Source organism: Shewanella sp. Isolate11, from assembly GCF_022398315.1.
In the GTDB taxonomy this organism is placed as follows: Bacteria; Pseudomonadota; Gammaproteobacteria; order Enterobacterales; family Shewanellaceae; genus Shewanella.
The window spans coordinates 122,863-140,511 of record NZ_JAKEVF010000001.1 but is presented as its reverse complement, the minus strand read 5'-3'; the positions used below and the strand labels follow the sequence as shown (position 1 = coordinate 140,511).

17 protein-coding genes and 1 tRNA gene are annotated in these 17,649 nt (G+C 45.3%); 7 read left to right on the top strand and 11 right to left on the bottom strand.

All coding sequences use genetic code 11. From position 1 onward, the window contains the following. Window positions 1-8: 8 nt before the first annotated feature. From cyoD to L1D21_RS00605, 8 genes are all read right to left on the bottom strand, one after another. Window positions 9-335 (bottom strand): cytochrome o ubiquinol oxidase subunit IV, encoded by a 327-nt coding sequence (gene cyoD, locus L1D21_RS00640; RefSeq protein WP_239843286.1) that lies wholly within the window; start codon window positions 333-335, stop codon window positions 9-11. Beyond that, the gene (cyoC, locus tag L1D21_RS00635; protein ID WP_239843285.1) at window positions 335-958 is read right to left on the bottom strand and encodes a cytochrome o ubiquinol oxidase subunit III; all 624 of its coding nucleotides are present in this window, start codon (window positions 956-958) and stop codon (window positions 335-337) included. Before cyoC ends, cyoD begins: the two co-directional genes overlap by 1 nt. Next, entirely contained in the window at window positions 955-2,943 is a 1,989-nt protein-coding gene (gene cyoB, locus L1D21_RS00630) for a cytochrome o ubiquinol oxidase subunit I (protein ID WP_239843283.1), read from the bottom strand. The genes cyoC and cyoB overlap by 4 nt, the downstream gene beginning before the upstream one ends. Further along, entirely contained in the window at window positions 2,943-3,938 is a 996-nt protein-coding gene (gene cyoA / locus L1D21_RS00625) for a ubiquinol oxidase subunit II (protein WP_239843281.1), read from the bottom strand. Before cyoA ends, cyoB begins: the two co-directional genes overlap by 1 nt. Before the next feature lie 156 nt (window positions 3,939-4,094). Next, window positions 4,095-4,493 carry a hypothetical protein gene (locus L1D21_RS00620; RefSeq protein ID WP_239843280.1) on the bottom strand — a complete coding sequence of 133 codons (399 nt, stop codon included), beginning with the start codon at window positions 4,491-4,493 and terminating at the stop codon, window positions 4,095-4,097. Window positions 4,494-5,487: 994 nt separating this feature from the next. Further along, window positions 5,488-5,578 (bottom strand) — tRNA-Ser (locus tag L1D21_RS00615). A 148-nt stretch (window positions 5,579-5,726) separates the two neighbouring features. Beyond that, the gene (gene yjjG, locus L1D21_RS00610; RefSeq protein ID WP_239843279.1) at window positions 5,727-6,404 is read right to left on the bottom strand and encodes a pyrimidine 5'-nucleotidase; all 678 of its coding nucleotides are present in this window, start codon (window positions 6,402-6,404) and stop codon (window positions 5,727-5,729) included. 198 nt (window positions 6,405-6,602) lie between these two features. After that, window positions 6,603-7,157, bottom strand: coding sequence for a hypothetical protein (locus L1D21_RS00605; protein ID WP_239843278.1), 555 nt, complete (start codon window positions 7,155-7,157; stop codon window positions 6,603-6,605). Window positions 7,158-7,320: 163 nt separating this feature from the next. Between L1D21_RS00605 and ubiD the strand changes: the two genes are divergently transcribed. From ubiD to L1D21_RS00585, 4 genes are all read left to right on the top strand, one after another. Then, a complete protein-coding gene (gene ubiD, locus L1D21_RS00600) occupies window positions 7,321-8,802 on the top strand; it encodes a 4-hydroxy-3-polyprenylbenzoate decarboxylase (RefSeq protein ID WP_239843277.1) in 1,482 nt (493 codons plus the stop codon). A gap of 119 nt (window positions 8,803-8,921) precedes the next feature. Next, window positions 8,922-9,620, top strand: a complete 699-nt coding sequence (fre, locus tag L1D21_RS00595) for an NAD(P)H-flavin reductase (protein WP_239843276.1) — start codon at window positions 8,922-8,924, stop codon at window positions 9,618-9,620. Window positions 9,621-9,741: 121 nt separating this feature from the next. Next, complete coding sequence (locus tag L1D21_RS00590; protein ID WP_239843275.1) at window positions 9,742-10,320, top strand: nucleoside triphosphate pyrophosphohydrolase family protein; 579 nt, start codon at window positions 9,742-9,744, stop codon at window positions 10,318-10,320. 224 nt (window positions 10,321-10,544) lie between these two features. After that, a complete protein-coding gene (locus L1D21_RS00585) occupies window positions 10,545-11,078 on the top strand; it encodes a thioredoxin family protein (RefSeq protein ID WP_239843274.1) in 534 nt (177 codons plus the stop codon). Window positions 11,079-11,143: 65 nt separating this feature from the next. Here L1D21_RS00585 and L1D21_RS00580 read toward each other — a convergent pair whose 3' ends face one another. Continuing rightward, a complete protein-coding gene (locus L1D21_RS00580; RefSeq protein ID WP_239843273.1) occupies window positions 11,144-12,076 on the bottom strand; it encodes an exopolyphosphatase in 933 nt (310 codons plus the stop codon). Further along, complete coding sequence (gene rhlB, locus L1D21_RS00575; RefSeq protein ID WP_239843272.1) at window positions 12,077-13,384, bottom strand: ATP-dependent RNA helicase RhlB; 1,308 nt, start codon at window positions 13,382-13,384, stop codon at window positions 12,077-12,079. It lies immediately after the preceding gene. A gap of 171 nt (window positions 13,385-13,555) precedes the next feature. On the opposite strand from rhlB, the gene trxA reads away from it, so the two are divergent. Then, window positions 13,556-13,882 (top strand): thioredoxin TrxA, encoded by a 327-nt coding sequence (trxA, locus tag L1D21_RS00570; protein WP_239843270.1) that lies wholly within the window; start codon window positions 13,556-13,558, stop codon window positions 13,880-13,882. A gap of 273 nt (window positions 13,883-14,155) precedes the next feature. Next, a complete protein-coding gene (gene rho, locus L1D21_RS00565; protein ID WP_239844153.1) occupies window positions 14,156-15,421 on the top strand; it encodes a transcription termination factor Rho in 1,266 nt (421 codons plus the stop codon). A 96-nt stretch (window positions 15,422-15,517) separates the two neighbouring features. On the opposite strand, the gene L1D21_RS00560 is transcribed toward rho, so the two are convergent. Next, window positions 15,518-16,408 (bottom strand): LysR family transcriptional regulator, encoded by an 891-nt coding sequence (locus L1D21_RS00560; protein WP_239843269.1) that lies wholly within the window; start codon window positions 16,406-16,408, stop codon window positions 15,518-15,520. A 173-nt stretch (window positions 16,409-16,581) separates the two neighbouring features. Here L1D21_RS00560 and L1D21_RS00555 point away from each other — a divergent pair, with 173 nt between their 5' ends. Beyond that, window positions 16,582-17,598 (top strand): zinc-binding alcohol dehydrogenase family protein, encoded by a 1,017-nt coding sequence (locus L1D21_RS00555; protein WP_239843268.1) that lies wholly within the window; start codon window positions 16,582-16,584, stop codon window positions 17,596-17,598. Window positions 17,599-17,649 lie beyond the last annotated feature (51 nt).

The following is a 17,649-nucleotide window of genomic DNA, read 5'->3' as shown; positions in this document are numbered from 1 at the left end:
CTCAACCATTACATCATCAAGTCGTTAGCGGCATAGATAATCCATACCGATAGCCCAACCACCATGACAATCACCAAAGCGGTAAACATAAAGGAGAAGGTATTAATCTTACCCTCTTTAGAAAAATCTAAGTGCAAAAAGTACTTCAGATGCACGATGATTTGCACAATCGCTAACACCAAGACAACCGCTAAGGTTGTTGATCTCTCTAAGCTATGAGTCATCACTGCCCAAAAAGGAATACCGGTTAAAACCACTGACAATACAAAGCCTGTGACATAAGACTTAATGCTGGCGGCCAGATCAGCATGACCATGAGTATTAGCTTGGCTCATTATAAGACCCCCATTAGATAGACTACGGTAAACACGCAGATCCATACGATATCGAGGAAATGCCAGAACAAGCTGAGGCAGCTCAGACGAGTAATACTGCGCCCACCTAAACCGGTTTTAGCGACTTCAATCATCATGATCGCCATCCAGATCAAACCCGCAGTAACGTGCAAACCATGCATGCCCACTAAGGCAAAAAAGGATGACAGGAACGCACTACGCTGCGGACCATTGCCTTCAAGGATCAGGTGATGGAACTCATACACTTCCATACCAATAAACACACAACCTAAGGCAAAGGTCACCGCCAACCATGTCAGAGTGGCTGACTTGTTGTGGCGCTTGGCAAATATCAAGGCTAAACCGTAGGTAATACTACTGAGCAGTAACGCAGCGGTTTCGATCAACACGAAATCAAGTTCGAAGATATCTTTGCCCGATACCCCGCCGTCGGTGTTCATATACAGTACGGCGTAGGTGGCGAAAGCCGATGCAAACAAGATGCAGTCGGTCATCAGATAGATCCAGAAACCCAGCAAGGTATTTGACCCGCTATCATGATGCTCGTGGTGTAGATCTTCTACTTGAGCGACTTTTAAGTCCGACGGGATTGCAATACTCATATCAGCCCCTTAGATAAGTTATTTAAGTGCGCATTTTCAACACGTTCAACCTCATCAGGCTGCACGTAGTAATCGACATCTGTGTCGTAGGCACGAACTAAGAACACAATAAATGCGCCCACAAAACCAACAATGGCCAACCACAAAATGTGCCAAATAGCGGCAAAACCAGCAGCGGTAATACCCAGCGCCATCAATACACCATGACCGGTATTCTTTGGCATGTGGATGGGTTGATACTTCTGCTGCACTTGATATGCCTGTCCTTTCTCTTTGGCATCGGTAAAAGCATCGATATCGTTAACTTCAGGTAATTTCGCGAAGTTGTAGAACTGTGGAGGTGAGGCTGTTGACCACTCTAGGGTGTGACCATTCCAAGGATCACCAGTCAGATCTTTATTGTGCTCACGGTCACGAATACTCACGTACAGCTGCACGAACTGCAGAATAATACCCACTAAAATAATACAGGCACCGACTGCGGCGAAGTAGATCCAGAAGTTCCAATCAGGATTATCCGTCTGATTCAAACGACGAGTCATACCCAGGAATCCCAATACGTATAGCGGCATAAAGGCAACATAGAAACCGACCTGCCAGCACCAAAACGCCGCCTTTCCTAAACGCTCATTTAAATGGAAACCTGTCGCTTTAGGAAACCAGTAAGCAAAGCCGGCTAAGTAGCCAAATACCGCACCACCAATGATGGTGTTATGGAAATGGGCAATCAAAAATAAGCTGTTATGCAATACATAGTCCGCGCCAGGCACCGCCAATAACACTCCAGTCATCCCACCAATGGTAAAGGTGACCATGAAACCTAAAGTCCATAAAACTGGCACGGTTAAGCGTAGGCGTCCACGATAGATAGTGAACAACCAGTTGAATAATTTAACCCCTGTCGGCACAGCAATAACCATGGTCATTACCCCAAAGAAGGCATTAACATTGGCGCTCGAACCCATAGTAAAGAAGTGATGCAGCCAAACAATAAAACCTAAGATAGAGATGGCACCACTGGCCCATACCATCGACTTATAGCCGAACAAACGCTTAGAGGTAAAGGTTGAAATCACCTCAGAGAAAATACCAAATGCGGGTAAGATCAAAATGTAAACTTCTGGATGTCCCCAAGCCCAAAACAGGTTGATATACATCATGGCATTACCACCACCTTCGTTAGTGAAGAAGTGGAACCCCATATATCTGTCTAAGGTGAGTAAGGCTAAAACTGCTGTTAAAATTGGGAATGAGGCCACAATTAAGATATTGGCCCAAGTGCAAGTCCAAGTGAAAATGGGCATTTGCATCAACTTCATACCCGGAGCGCGCATCTTAAGCACTGTCACTAAGAAATTGACCCCGGTTAAGGTCGTCCCTATACCGGATATCTGCAGCGCCCAAATATAATAATCGACCCCGACTCCTGGACTATACGCCAGCTCAGACAATGGTGGATACGCCACCCAACCTGTCTTAGCAAACTCCCCGACCCCTAGCGATATATTGATCAACACCGCACCAGAAACCGTTAGCCAGAAGCTAAGATTATTTAAGAAAGGAAACGCTACATCGCGTGCCCCCACCTGCAACGGCAGCACTAAGTTCATCAGACCAATCATAAATGGCATTGCCATAAAGATGATCATGATGACCCCATGAGCAGTAAAGATCTGGTCATAATGCTCGGGCGGCAGATATCCCGCTGCGCCATTGGTGGCCAATGCCTGCTGGGTTCGCATCATGATGGCATCGGAGAAACCACGAATAAGCATCACAAATGCCAAAATGATATACATGATGCCGAGTTTTTTATGATCAACCGAGGTCAACCAATCGCGCCACAAAACGCCCCATTTATTATGCTTGGTGACCAGCGCAGCGATGACAACACCCATCACGGCAACGACCGCCAGTGTCACCATAATGATGGGTTCATGGTAAGGAACCGCATCCAGTGTTAATTTTCCGAGAAAAGACGACATTATTGCGCGCCTCCCTTTGTGGTAGATGACTCAAAATCATGAGTCTGTTCAGTAGATGAAGCGCTTGGCATCGCCATTTCTTGGCCTGATTCAGCAATAGAATGCTCACTTGAGTGCATCGCATGCATCTCCATGCCTTGATGATGTTGCATATCGTTTTTATGCATGTACTGCATAACGATTTGATTGAATAGGCCATCGCTCACAGTGCTGTAATAAGCCACAGGATTATTGATGCTCTCTTCAGCCAGTGCCTGATAACTTTTGCTATCTAGTGTCTGGCCTTGGTGTTTCACTTTCGCCACCCAAGCATCAAAACTGGCTTGATCAGCAGTAGCAATCGCATCGAATTTCATTCCCGTAAAGCCTGCACCACTGTAATTGGCCGAAATCCCTTTGTAGGTTCCAGGCTCGTTAGCGATAAGGTGCAGTTTGGTGGTCATGCCAGCCATCGAATAGATCTGGCTACCAAGCTGTGGAATAAAGAAAGAGTTCATCGCCGTATCCGAACTAATTTTAAAGTTCACCGGCACATTGACAGGGAATGCCAACTCATTGACCGAAGCAATACCTTGATCTGGATAAATAAATAACCATTTCCAGTTCAGTGAAACCACCTCAACAGTAATAGGTTTTGCCTCATGATCTAATGGCTTATAAGGATCAAGTTTATGAGTTGAACCCCATGTTATGACACCCAAAATAACCACAATCACAATAGGCACTAACCAAACGACTAACTCAATGGTTTTTGAATGTGCCCATTTAGGCGCATAGATTTCGTGATCACGACCATCACGATATTTCCAAGCAAAGAAAAGGGTCATAAATATGACGGGAATGACCACAATCAACATCAATAATGTCGAGATGATGATCAACTGTTTCTCATCGATACCCACTTGTCCCTTGGGATCCAGTACGCCGCCTTCACACCCTGCAAGCATCAACGGCATCAGGGCAAACAACACTTTGCTAAATTTTCGAATTAACACAAGGAATAACCTCTAACCCTAGTTTACCAAGCCACTAAATCGACCATTAGCGGCGGTATCTAAGCCAAATAGACATGAGAAAGTTAAAGGTTAACTAATTAGAACAATCAGTTACCGCAATAGCTCAAGCTATAAAACCAGATACTAAAAATTAAATTAAACGTCTAGGGTTAGACGTGGAGGGGCGCGACAGCTATGGGCGTCATAATCGATGCCGTGTAGCTGGCTAGTAACAGAGAAGTGCTCGGCGCGCTCTGACGCCAAATGATAAAACAGCAGATAAATAATGAAGCATAAACAGAATAATTGCTGCATGTAGAATGGTGAAACCAACAAGGCTCCCATTAAAGTAACATCGGCAGATTCGACTAAAAACCAATTAGTCAGTAACTGCATCAATTCGGGCCCATCGACAAAATTAGACATCATTACCGACAAACAACAGCAAACCATCAGTAAACTCAGAAACTGAGCAAACTGTTTACTGTTACTGCTACCTTGCTGGGCTAAATTCGCCTGAGCCTGTAGCAAAAAATGTCGATAAGAATAATTCAATGAATAGAATCCGAATGGAACAACAACTAAACAAGGGTTGAAAAACGTGTTTACCAACCTGTATTTTTATTCGTGGTGAGAATAACAAACAACCACAAGAGAAAGGAAGTTAACGACAAAACTAACGCTCAAAAAATAGACAAAACAGCGATAAAAAAGCCAAATTTAACAATGATACAACCAAGTTTATACCGAAAAAGATCACAAAAACAGACCAATCAGTGACCAGGCTCACGGTGATGAAGGACTGAAATTGATCAAAATCTCATTATCGCCACCCATATACTAACCGACTAGATAATCACATCTTATGACTATTTATTCACTTCGTCAGAAAGAAGAACTACAACCAACGACGAAATTCTAAGTTTGAGAACAACTGAGAATCGGCTTCCCCCGGAATAACAAACCTGTTCCATCTCAACAGATAAATAACCATCAAAACTGCTGCCAGTTTCCATCTACGGACAAAAACTCCAATAGAGAAATGTGCGATCTACTTTGAGATATCCAGATCTAAATATAGGAAGCCTAGGTTCAAATCATTCCTATGCTCAGACTTTAGATAATGGCCAGCCAAAACGAAAAAAGGCTTCCATTCCTGGAAGCCTTTTTCTTAATGTAGCGCAGAGATAGCCAGCGCTCTCTAAAAAAGAGCAAATATTAGGAACCCGACTATTGCTCATTTCCTATATGCTAGATAGCACAAAGCCCACTAAAAAGCGGGCTTTGTTAATGTGGCGGAGAGATAGCCAGATCTAAATATTAGGAACCCTAGGTTCAAATCATCCCTCTGATCAGACTTTAGATAATGGCCAGCCAAAACGAAAAAAGGCTTCCATTCCTGGAAGCCTTTTCTCTTAATGTGGCGCAGAGATAGCCAGATTTAAATATTAGGAACCCTAGGTTCAAATCATCCCTCTGATCAGCCTTTAGATAATGGCCAACCAAAACGAAAAAAGGCTTCCATTCCTGGAAGCCTTTTCTCTTAATGTGGCGGAGAGATAGGGATTTGAACCCTAGACGGGCTATAAACCCGTGCCGGTTTTCAAGACCGGTGCATTCGACCACTCTGCCATCTCTCCGAACGCCGAGAATAATAAGGATACCATTGCTAAATGTAAAGCCTAAATTTAACTAACTGAGCAACAAATATCCATTTAATCCCATTTTAGCGACAAATGCCTTAAAAATAGCCTTTTAACCGCCTCATCGCAGTCAACACCTTGGTTTCTATTCTGCTTTTAATAAGGTTTGCAGCTCAAATAACGAGCCAACCTGATAGTGCGGCGCAATATCGGCAGGTAAAACTTGATTGCTATGATTCAACCAGCAAGTATCAAACCCCGCATTTAAACCACCAAGGATATCAGAGTGAAGGTTATCGCCAACCATCAACACATGCTCTCTTGGTGGATGATTCATCAAGCTCAACGCATGTTCAAAAATCGCCACATTGGGTTTTGCGACACCTATCTGCTCAGAAATAATCACCGGAGAAAAGACCTCCAACAGCCCTGTTCGCTGTAAACGTATGCGCTGCAGTGCGGTAAAACCATTAGTGATAATCCCCATGTTCACCTTGCCATGTAGGGCATCGATAAGTTCTTTAGCCCCTGGCAGCAAGGTACAGATATCGGCCATCGCAGTTAAAAATGCACTATTAAGCTGATGGGCGGTGACTTTGAGTTTTTCCGCCCAGGCTTCAAAGCGCGTCACTTGTAGCTGCGCCGCAGTTATTTGGCCATTTTGATATTCGGTCCACAGTGGCAGATTGACGCTTTGATATTGTTCAAAGTCCTCTGCTGTAAAGTCGACACCAAAGCGTGAAAACATTAACCGCAACCCTTTAAAGGCATCGAAATGAAACAGGGTTTCATCGGCATCAAACAATATCCATTGGTACTTCATTAATTTCTCCAACCACCCGCTATAACACTGGCATATTTACTACTTAACCTGAACTCGGGATAACGAGTGTCGGAAAATCTAAATTTAACAAGCTAATTCAATGCTATAAAGGATTAGTATGAAAAGGAAAGTCTATTTCCTGGCTGAATGCGCAGATTTTTGGGCATATCAAGGCGCTCTGCTTATCCAGAGTTCAGGTTACTTATTTTGTGGCGATAGTATTTGATAGCTATCGCTTTGCCAATCGTAGATATATTCCACTCCTTGCCACTCATACACTGTACGGCCATCTTGTTGTTTTACTCTGGCATTGGCAGGCAAACTCTTGATGGCATGACTCACTTCAATATGCGTGGTCACTTGCTGTGGCGAACTCGACAGCGGCGATGTCCTGAATGTTCCTGTGAAGCTGCTTTCGGTATAGGTGGGCTTAGGCCTCACGTAACGATAAGGCATATAAACCGATGACCCCCAATAGGGTCGATAGATATTCCAATAAGGCTGCCCTATTCCCAACGCCAAACCAGTGCCCAAACTAGCGCCAAAACCTAGGCCCCATCGCCATCGGTCATATCCTTGATGATGATTTGAATGCCGCTTAGCGGATCTGTCGCCATGGTGCTCATGATGACCGGAACCACGAGTCTTCCCCCTAGGTTCTTTTGCCTGGCTAATGGCTGGCGAAATCAAGTAAAAGCCCATAATAATCAGTATTAAAGCGGGCAGCATTTTGACTCGATTAATCGATTTCATCTGCAGCACCTCAGTAAAATGCGTTAGCCACATCTTACGCCTAATATTTTCCACTTCAAATAACCCATTCCTCTTAGTTAAACCACAACGAACGCATTTGGGAATGACGCCTAAAAATGGTATAGTGCGCGCCATATCACATTTTCATTGCGAGTATTTCCAAATGAGTTTTAAGGATTTACGCAGTTTCATCGAACACCTAGAACAAAATGGTGAACTCAAGCGTATTAGCCATGCTGTCGATCCTCATCTTGAAATGACAGAAATTGCCGACCGCGTTCTGCGAGCGAAAGGCCCTGCGCTGTTATTTGAAAACCCGGTTGGTAAAACTATGCCGGTACTCGCAAACCTATTTGGCACACCTAAGCGTGTGGCCATGGCACTCGGAAAAGAAGATCCCCTAGCCCTGCGAGATGTGGGTGAATTGCTGGCGTTCCTTAAAGAGCCTGAGCCACCACGTGGCTTTAAAGATGCCATCGCCAAGATCCCCATGTTCAAACAAGCGCTGAATATGCCTCCGAAAACGGTGCGTAATGCGCCTTGTCAGGAAGTGGTGATCACAGGTGATGATGTCGACTTAACCCAACTGCCAATCCAGCATTGCTGGCCGGGCGATGTCGCACCATTAGTCACCTGGGGATTGACCATCACCAAAGGTCCAAGGCAGAAACGACAAAATCTTGGGATCTATCGCCAGCAACTCTTAGGTAAAGATAAGCTGATTATGCGCTGGCTTGACCATCGTGGTGGCGCGCTAGACTTTAAAGATTTTAAAGAAAAACACCCTGGCGAGCGTTATCCAGTTGTGGTCGCCTTAGGTTCAGATCCTGTGACTATTTTAGGCGCGGTTACTCCAGTTCCTGACTCTATGAGCGAATATGCCTTTGCCGGTCTTTTACGCGGTGAGCGTACCGAAGTCTGTAAAGCACTTAGCTGCGATTTAGAAGTTCCAGCCACCAGCGAGATCATCCTTGAAGGCTATATCGATCCTGATGAGATGGCAGAAGAAGGCCCTTATGGGGATCACACTGGTTACTACAACGAAACCGACCAGTTTCCGGTATTTACCGTTACCCATATCAGCCACAGAAAAGATGCCATTTATCACAGCACCTACACAGGCCGTCCACCCGATGAGCCAGCAATGTTAGGTGTGGCACTTAACGAAGTATTTGTGCCGATATTACGTAAACAGTACCCCGAAATAGTCGATTTCTATCTGCCACCCGAAGGATGCTCCTATCGCATGGCGGTGATCTCTATGCGTAAACAATATCCAGGACACGCCAAGCGGGTAATGATGGGCGCATGGTCTTTCTTGCGTCAGTTTATGTACACCAAATTTATCATCATCGTCGATGAAGACGTGAACTGTCGCGACTGGAACGATGTGATCTGGGCTATCACCACTCGCATGGATCCTAAACGCGATACTGTGATGATAGACAACACTCCTATCGACTATCTCGACTTTGCTTCTCCTGTGGCAGGTCTTGGCTCCAAAATGGGCATGGATGCAACCAACAAGTGGCCAGGCGAAACCGATCGCGAATGGGGAACCCCCATCGTCATGGATGAAACGGTAAAACAGAAAGTCGATGAGATGTGGGACGAACTGGGCATCGATGATGCACCAACCTTATAAGCCTTAGGATGATGAAATAGACCAATTTGTCCTAGTCCGCCGGCTTGAATACTTGATATAATCACTCAACTATTCATGGGAATAGTAAGCCTCCCAAGAGAGGTCAAGAAGGAAACTTAATGAACACCATTCGCTGTAAAGTAGAACATGTCACGGCCTTTAATGATGCCGTTTATCAGGTCGGATTAACGCCTGAAACCCCATTCGATTTCCAGGCCGGACAGTACCTTTGCATCGTTATGGGTGAAAAAGATAAACGCCCTTTCTCTATCGCATCGGCCCCTGGCGCACAGCAGCTTGAACTGCATATCGGCGCCGCGGTTAGCGAAAGTTATCCAATGCAAGTTGTTGAACGCTTAAAGCAAAATGACTTTATCGATATCGAAGCCCCCGGCGGTGAAGCCCATCTTCGACAAGACAGTAAACGTCCTCGTTTGATGATTGCCGGCGGTACGGGTTTCTCTTATATCAAGAGTATTATCGAGCAACAAATTGCCTTAGAACAGAAGGTGGAAACCACCTTATATTGGGGCTGTCGCAATCAAGACGCCATGTATTATGAGTCGATCGCCAGACAATGGCAGCAACAATATCCTTGGCTGCATTTTGTTCCGGTTGTCGAAGAAGCCGCAAGTGACTGGGATGGCAAACAAGCCAATCTACTCGAACAAATCAAGCAAGACTTCATCAGCCTTAACGGCTACGACATCTATATTGCAGGTCGATTCGATATGGTTGGCGCCGCGCGTGAACTATTCCGCACTATCGGCGTAGAAGAGGCGCACCTTTTCGGTGACGCTTTTGCCTTTATCAAGTAATACCTGTTTCTAAGCCCTAGTCAGCGGCTAGGGCTTAACTTCCCCACAGCCTAAACGCTTTAAATTAACCAAACCGTCAATTAGTATAGTTACATCACCTTTTACAGGCTTTAGCTAAATCATGAAACTTACCGCGCTAGAACAACCTTTATACGACCATCTTTATCGTGATATCTATCAGTTTCGCTCTACCTTCGACTTACCGATTGAAGATGCCAGCACACTCGATCACCAAGCCGATACGCTACATACATCACTTGCTATCGAAGAGCTCACCGAATTGGCCGAAGCCGATTGCCGCGTCGAGCAAGCCGATGCGATTGTCGATTCTGTCTATGTATTAATGGGACGCTTAGTACACTTAGGCGCCAAACAAGTGCAAGATAATATTGAGATCAGCTATGTGATCGATCTGCTGCTGCATGTGGCTAACAATCGCAATATCGACTTTATCCGTTGCTGGGATGAAGTACACTCAAGCAATATGAGCAAAGTGTGCCGCAACGAGCAAGAGCTGCAGGAAACCATTAGCTATTATGCTAAGCAAGGTGTCGAAATCGTTGGCAGTCAAAAGGGCGACTTTATCATCGCCAAGTGTGCCAAAGATGTCGAAATGGCAGGTAAAGTGGTTCGCCAAGGCAAGGTACTCAAGTCGGTTTATTATCGTCCGGCTGATTTAACACCTCTGGTTGAAGCCTAAATTAAAGCCCCAATAACAAGGCTCCTAACTAACTTAAGCACTCCAAGAGAGTGCTTTTTTGTGCTCGGAAGCTTAGGCTAATTTTGTGACTAATTAAGCAAAATACAATAGATGACGTGATCAAGTTAACAGCTCTTTTGTCCCAAGCTATTCTCAACACGCTTTAGGTGATTGAATGGAAAATCATTCAGAGTTATTTTCCTATTTCCGCCAGAGGTATTACCATGATCAAAAACATCGCAGCATTACTGGCCACTACCGCGCTCTTTTTCAGCACTCAAGTACTGGCTAACAGCGGCTGTGGCTTCGAAGAAAAACAAGAAGGCTTTATCGCCACTTGTAGTGAGGAGAAACAGGAAGTGATTCTAACTGGGAACGTGACAACACAAACCTTAACCGAACTTGATTGGTTTGACGAAAGTTACAATGCCTATGAGGTAGATACCGCAGCGATTGAACCGCTTAAGTCGGTTACCGAAGCGACAGAAATTGTGGTGATCATTGGGACTTGGTGTCCTGACTGCCACCGCGAAACACCACGCTTTATTCGCATCATGGAAGCGGTCAATAATCCCAATATCAAGATCACCTATATCGGGGTCGATCGTAAGAAGCAAGATCCCGAAGGTTTAGCGGCGAAATATGATTTCACTCGTATTCCAACCTTTATCGTGATGCAAAAAGGCGAAGAGATAGGCCGTATCGTCGAGCGTCCGCAGACGTCATTAGAAGTCGATTTAGTGAAAATTTTAAAATAGGCTCAATCAAAAAAGGCGCTCAATGAGCGCCTTTTTTATATCTATATCTGAAGAATATCAGCTAGTTAATTCGCCATCACCCCATCCGCTAACTGCTGTAATACACCCTCTCGTAACGCACCGCCAGACAAGTGTAATGCCTCAATTTCCAGCAGATTAAACAGCGCCAATAAAATCGCTACGCCTGCGGCAAAGGTCGGTGCTCGCTCGGTATGCAAACCTGATATATCACGCAGACTGACATCGCTTTGGCGCAGAATTTCATCTCTTAACTGACGTAACACATCAAGGGTGATCGTTTGCGACAGACCACGAGCGTTAAGTAACTCAACCACAGATTGCACCGCACCTGAAGCGCCGACGACACCATGCCACCCCAAGTTCAGCAACTGATGACGATAATCCCCAAGCTCAGTTTCAACCTGAGTTTGCGCCGCCTCGAAATCGAGTAATTGGAAAGGGAAGCTATTAAAAAATTGCTCGTTAAAGGTCACGCTGCCCATAGCCAGACTGGTCTTAAGCAACACCTTATGGCCGTCACCAATAATGAATTCGGTACTGGCGCCACCTATATCAATCACTAATCGGCGACCTTCACCTTGGGTTGTCGCCGCCATGCCTTGGTAAATCAATTCCGCTTCACGTAAACCGGAAATGATCTCTATCGGCTGACCTAAAATGGGAAGTGCTGCTGCGCAAAACGCATCGGCATTAGTAATACAACGTAGAGTAGCCGTCGCTATAACGGCAATATGGTTGCGGCTGACTTGCTCTTTATCAAGCATGTCAGCGAACATCTCCAGACAATCGATACCACGATCAAATACGGCGTCACTCAGCATGCCATCGGCACCAATGCCTTCGGCCAAACGCACCTTACGTTTGTATTTGGCCAACACCTTAGGTTTACCGGCAACACTTGTGGCCACCAGCATATTGAAACTATTTGAACCTAAAGTAATGGCCGCATAACGCGGCCCTTGAGCGGGTCGCGTCATTTAGCTGTGTCTGCGAGTCCTGTCGTGACGTCTTGGACGCGCGCCTGGACGACCACCTTGTGGCTTACCACTTCCAGAACGACCGCCGGGACGAGTGGTGTGTTTGCGATGAATGCGCACTGGTGGCGGAATATCATCGAGTAGTGCATCGCTATCATAGTTAGTGACTGGAATCGTATGCTGAATATAACCTTCAATCGCAGGTAGGTTCAGTGCATATTCTTCACAAGCAAAACTGATTGATATGCCTTTCTGACCAGCACGGCCAGTACGACCGATACGATGAACGTAATCTTCACAATCATCAGGCAGGTCGTAATTATACACATGAGACACATCAGAAATATGTAGACCACGCGCCGCAACATCGGTTGCCACTAGGATATCTAACTCGCCAGAGGTAAACTGCTCAAGAATGCGGATACGCTTTTTCTGCGGTACATCGCCGGTAAGTAGACCCACACGGTGACCATCACCTTCAAGATGTGCCCACAGGTTTTCACAGCTGTGCTTAGTGTTTGAAAATACAATCGCTTTTTCTGGCCAATCTTCTTCAATCAAGGTCAGCAGCAAGCGCATCTTCTCTTCCTGCGAAGGATAGAAAATCTCTTCGGTAATATTTTTGGAAGTCTTTTCGCTAGGCGCAATTTCCACTTTTTCAGGATCATTCATATGATCATAAGCCAGCTCTTGCACCTTCATCGACAAGGTTGCCGAGAACAACATATTCAGACGCGATTTCGCATCGGGCATACGTCTAAATAGGAAACGAATATCTTTAATAAAGCCCAAATCAAACATGCGGTCGGCTTCATCAAGCACTACGGCCTGAATCGCACTCACATTGATCACCCCTTGGCGAACGTAATCGATAATTCGCCCTGTGGTACCAATCACAATATCAACGCCGTTGTCGAGCACCTTACGCTGGACTTCATAGCTTTCACCGCCGTAAACAATGCCGACTTTCAATCCGGTATGTTTCGCAAGCAAATTAGCATCTTTGGCGATTTGAATAGCCAATTCACGGGTAGGTGCCATCACGATTGCACGTGGCTGATTGAGTTGGCGTCCTTCGGGAATAGGAGTAGAAAGCAGATGGTTAAAAGTCGCAACAAGAAAGGCTAAGGTTTTACCCGTACCAGTTTGCGCTTGGCCTGCGATATCTTTCTGCTGAAGTAAAATCGGTAATGATAATGCTTGGATTGGCGTGCAATATTCAAAGCCGCTTTCGGTTAGTGCCTGTTGGATCTCTGGATGCAGAGAAAAGTCGGCAAACTTTTGATTTGATAAATGTGTTTCGCTCATAGCGCAAGCATACCAGTTAGGGTTGCAATAAGGAACTCGATCGTTTGAAATAACGGCTATAGAAAAAACATTGCTGAAAGCCGCTACAATGTCTTGAAAAGCTAATTTCAGACCCAATATACAGGTTAAGCCATCAACAAACCAGCAATGGCACCTCAACTGGAGAACATCATGAGCGATAAAATTATTACCTTAACTGACGATAGCTTTGAGAGCGACGTAATTAAATCTGACATTCCTGTACTAGTGGATTTCTGGGCAGAATGGTGTGGTCCTTGTAAGATGATTGCCCCAATCTTAGATGATGTCGCTGACGAGTATGCTGGCAAGGTAACTATCGCTAAGCTAAACGTTGACCAAAACAATGCATCACCTGCTAAATATGGCGTACGTGGCATTCCAACACTGCTTCTTTTCAAGAACGGTGAACTGGCTGACACTAAAGTTGGCGCACTGTCTAAAACTCAACTTAAAGAGTTCATCGACGCGCAGCTGTAATGTGCTTCGATTTAGGATAAATAAGGCTGATAACCAGCTTCATTTATCCTAATAAGCTATGACATTTGTTCATAGAAGGTGACTCTCGGCACAGCTTTTCAAGTATTTGCCCCGAGAGTCGCTAAATTTCTAGACGCTTAGCACCGATAGTGCTACTTTAATAACCAGACTCTTTCTAACTAACCCACTTCTTGCTATCCGCTCGATACTCTGAAAAGCTACACATTCGTTGATCAGTGATGGCATTGTCACGTGAAAACAAGACCCACCAAGATGAATTTATCAGAATTAAAAGACACATCGATTTCAGATTTAGTACAACTCGCCCAAGATATGAAACTGGAAAATATGGCCCGTGCTCGCAAGCAGGACATTATTTTCTCAATCCTTAAAGCCCATGCAAAAAGTGGCGAAGATATCTTCGGTGGTGGTGTCTTAGAGATTTTACAAGACGGCTTTGGCTTCCTACGAAGTGCCGATGGTTCTTACCTTGCTGGCCCAGATGACATCTACGTCTCGCCAAGCCAAATCCGCCGCTTCAATATGCGCACCGGTGATACCATCTTCGGCAAGATTCGTCCCCCAAAAGAAGGCGAACGCTACTTCGCCCTACTGAAAGTCACCGAAGTTAACTTCGATAAGCCAGAAAACTCCCGCAACAAGATCCTATTTGAAAACTTAACCCCGCTACATGCTGAAGAACGTATCCGTATGGAACGCGGTAATGGTTCAACTGAAGACATTACTTCACGTATTCTGGATCTTTGTTCTCCTATCGGTAAAGGTCAACGCGGTTTGATTGTTGCACCGCCAAAAGCCGGTAAAACCCTATTGCTACAAAACATGGCGCAGAGCATCACCTACAACAATCCTGAAGTGGTGTTGATGGTACTGCTTATCGACGAACGTCCTGAAGAAGTGACCGAAATGCAGCGCATGGTTAAAGGTGAAGTGATTGCTTCCACCTTCGATGAACCCGCTAGCCGTCACGTTCAAGTTGCTGAAATGGTAATTGAAAAAGCCAAGCGTCTAGTTGAACACAAGAAAGATGTGGTCATTTTACTCGACTCTATCACTCGTCTAGCGCGCGCATACAACACTGTTATCCCATCATCGGGTAAAGTACTGACTGGTGGTGTCGATGCGAACGCCTTACACCGTCCTAAGCGTTTCTTCGGTGCTGCACGTAACATCGAAAATGGCGGTAGCTTAACCATTATCGCGACAGCACTTGTCGATACCGGCTCTAAGATGGATGAAGTGATTTACGAAGAATTTAAAGGTACGGGTAACCAAGAACTGCACCTTTCACGTAAAGCTGCAGAGAAGCGTGTTTTCCCAGCAATTGACTTCAACCGTTCTGGTACTCGTCGCGAAGAAAAACTCACTACGCCAGATGAACTCCAGAAGATGTGGATCCTACGTAAGATACTTAATCCAATGGACGAAGTCAGCGGTATGGAGTTCCTTATCGACAAACTGGCAATGACTAAGACCAATGAAGAGTTCTTCACTGCGATGAAGCGCGCTAAGAGCTAATCTCGCCATATAGACACTTATCAAAATGCCGCTATTGATAGCGGCATTTTTGTATCTGTATTGCGCCACATTGATTCGGTATTAGAGTTGCAAGTCTCACATCCGTTGTTGGCAGAGTTGACGTAGGTGTTCTCGCAGCAATATAACTAACGGTGTGACATGCTGTCGTCCTGGACATACTAAATACAGATCTGCAGCTTCACCAGTGTACTGGGTCAACATAGGCGTTAAACTTCCCGTGGCAAGATCGTCGGCTAAATCGATGGCCGACTTATAAACCACGCCCTTACCCGCTAAAGCCCATTTACGTGCCACTTCCGCATCATTACACATTCGATTTCCCGAAACCCTCACCTTATGAGGCTGGCCATCAAGATAAAATTGCCACTGATCATGGGTGCGATCATCTAACTTAAAAAACAAACAATTATGCTGACTCAATTCACTAAGCTGAGTCACTTTCCCATGTTTAGCAATATAGTCGGGCGAGGCGCAGAGTACTCGTGGTGCCGAGCAAATTTTAAAAGCCACTAAGTTCGAATCTTTCGGCGTACCAGTGCGCAGTGCGACATCAATTTTATCGTGATAGAAATCGGTAATGCTGTCAGCCAGATGTAACCTCAGTTGCAGTTGCGGATGCTCATCCATCAATAAATCCAGCCAAGACAACACAAAATTACGTCCTGCATCGGATGGTAAAGCAATACTCAACTTACCTGAGATTTGCGCCTTGGCACTGGCCAGAGCCTGCTCTCCTAAACGCAGATCGTCTAAGGCGCTACGACAATAACTAAGATAATGCTCTCCAGGCTGTGACAAGCGTAAACTTCGGGTACTGCGGATAAACAACACAGTATCGAGTTGTTTCTCCAAACGCTTTAATCCTGCACTGGCTACTGCAGTGGATATTTCCAACTCGGCAGCCGCCGCGGTTAGGCTGCCGCAATCGGCTACACGCACAAAGAGGATTAAATCATTCAACTGCATCAAAAGTGTCCCAAAGTGTTCCTATAATATGCATCATATTCTGACATCCATTATTATCAAAATATTTTTGACAAACTAACAAGCATTACCTGGTTTTTATTTTACTCAATCTAGACCACAATCGAGCTATAGCATCATTTATTTCACATAGACTTGTTGAGAGGTAACGAATCATGAAAGCAATTGGATACACCATTCCCGGCTCTATCGATGCACCGCAGGCATTAGTCGATATCGACTTGCCCATGCCAAAAGCCGCTGGCCATGATCTTCTCGTTGAAGTTAAAGCTATTGCTGCAAACCCTGTCGATACTAAGGTCAGAAAATCAAGCGCACCAACTGAAGGTGAATACAAAGTCTTAGGTTATGATGCCGTTGGAGTTGTCACCGCTGTTGGTGATCAAGTCAGTCTGTTTCAAGTAGGAGATGAAGTCTGGTATGCCGGCGATATTACCCGCAGTGGTAGCAATGCCGAATATCAATTAGTGGATGAACGTATCGTTGGGCACAAACCCAAATCGCTCTCATTTGCTGATGCCGCCGCCCTGCCTTTAACTGGTATCACCGCTTGGGAACTGCTGTTTGATCGCTTGCAATTACCTCAAGATGGCTCGGCAACCGATGCTCGTGTCTTGATCATCGGCGCCGCTGGCGGTGTTGGCTCTATCATTACCCAACTGGCTAGCAAACTCACTGGCGCCACCGTTATTGGAACCGCCTCAAGAGCACAAACCGCCGATTGGGTAAAAGAGTTGGGTGCCGATGTCGTGATTAATCACCACCAGCCTTTAAGCCAAGAACTAGCTAAGCAACAGATTGCCGATGTCACCCATGTGATCAGTCTGACTCATACTGATCAACACTTCGATGAAATCGTCGAAATTTTACGTCCTCAAGGCAAGATAGCCCTGATTGATGATCCTAAAGAGCCGCTGGATATCATGAAACTCAAACGTAAGAGCCTCTCACTACATTGGGAGTTGATGTTCACTCGCTCTATGTTCCAAACCCAAGATATGATTAAGCAACATCAACTGCTCGACACCTTAGCCGAACTGGTCGATGCCGGTAAAATTAAAACCACGGTTGGAGAACATTACGGCCAAATTAACGCAGCCAATTTGATCCGCGCCCACAAAACCAGTGAGACTAATACCACCATAGGTAAGATGGTGCTAGAAGGCTTCTAAACACCATATAACACAAAAGATAGCCACTGGTTTATCATGCTTTAGTTATTG

Bases quoted from the DNA above. Each gene is read 5' to 3' on its own strand.
- L1D21_RS00555 (WP_239843268.1), top strand. From the start codon at position 16,582: ATGAAAGCAATTGGATACACCATTCCCGGCTCTATCGATGCACCGCAG.
- L1D21_RS00585 (WP_239843274.1), top strand. From the start codon at position 10,545: ATGATCAAAAACATCGCAGCATTACTGGCCACTACCGCGCTCTTTTTC.
- trxA (WP_239843270.1), top strand. From the start codon at position 13,556: ATGAGCGATAAAATTATTACCTTAACTGACGATAGCTTTGAGAGCGAC.
- fre (WP_239843276.1), top strand. From the start codon at position 8,922: ATGAACACCATTCGCTGTAAAGTAGAACATGTCACGGCCTTTAATGAT.
- L1D21_RS00580 (WP_239843273.1), bottom strand. From the start codon at position 12,076: ATGACGCGACCCGCTCAAGGGCCGCGTTATGCGGCCATTACTTTAGGT.
- L1D21_RS00605 (WP_239843278.1), bottom strand. From the start codon at position 7,157: ATGAAATCGATTAATCGAGTCAAAATGCTGCCCGCTTTAATACTGATT.
- L1D21_RS00560 (WP_239843269.1), bottom strand. From the start codon at position 16,408: ATGCAGTTGAATGATTTAATCCTCTTTGTGCGTGTAGCCGATTGCGGC.
- cyoB (WP_239843283.1), bottom strand. From the start codon at position 2,943: ATGTCGTCTTTTCTCGGAAAATTAACACTGGATGCGGTTCCTTACCAT.
- rho (WP_239844153.1), top strand. From the start codon at position 14,156: ATGAATTTATCAGAATTAAAAGACACATCGATTTCAGATTTAGTACAA.
- ubiD (WP_239843277.1), top strand. From the start codon at position 7,321: ATGAGTTTTAAGGATTTACGCAGTTTCATCGAACACCTAGAACAAAAT.
- rhlB (WP_239843272.1), bottom strand. From the start codon at position 13,384: ATGAGCGAAACACATTTATCAAATCAAAAGTTTGCCGACTTTTCTCTG.
- yjjG (WP_239843279.1), bottom strand. From the start codon at position 6,404: ATGAAGTACCAATGGATATTGTTTGATGCCGATGAAACCCTGTTTCAT.
- cyoC (WP_239843285.1), bottom strand. From the start codon at position 958: ATGAGTATTGCAATCCCGTCGGACTTAAAAGTCGCTCAAGTAGAAGAT.
- L1D21_RS00590 (WP_239843275.1), top strand. From the start codon at position 9,742: ATGAAACTTACCGCGCTAGAACAACCTTTATACGACCATCTTTATCGT.
- cyoD (WP_239843286.1), bottom strand. From the start codon at position 335: ATGAGCCAAGCTAATACTCATGGTCATGCTGATCTGGCCGCCAGCATT.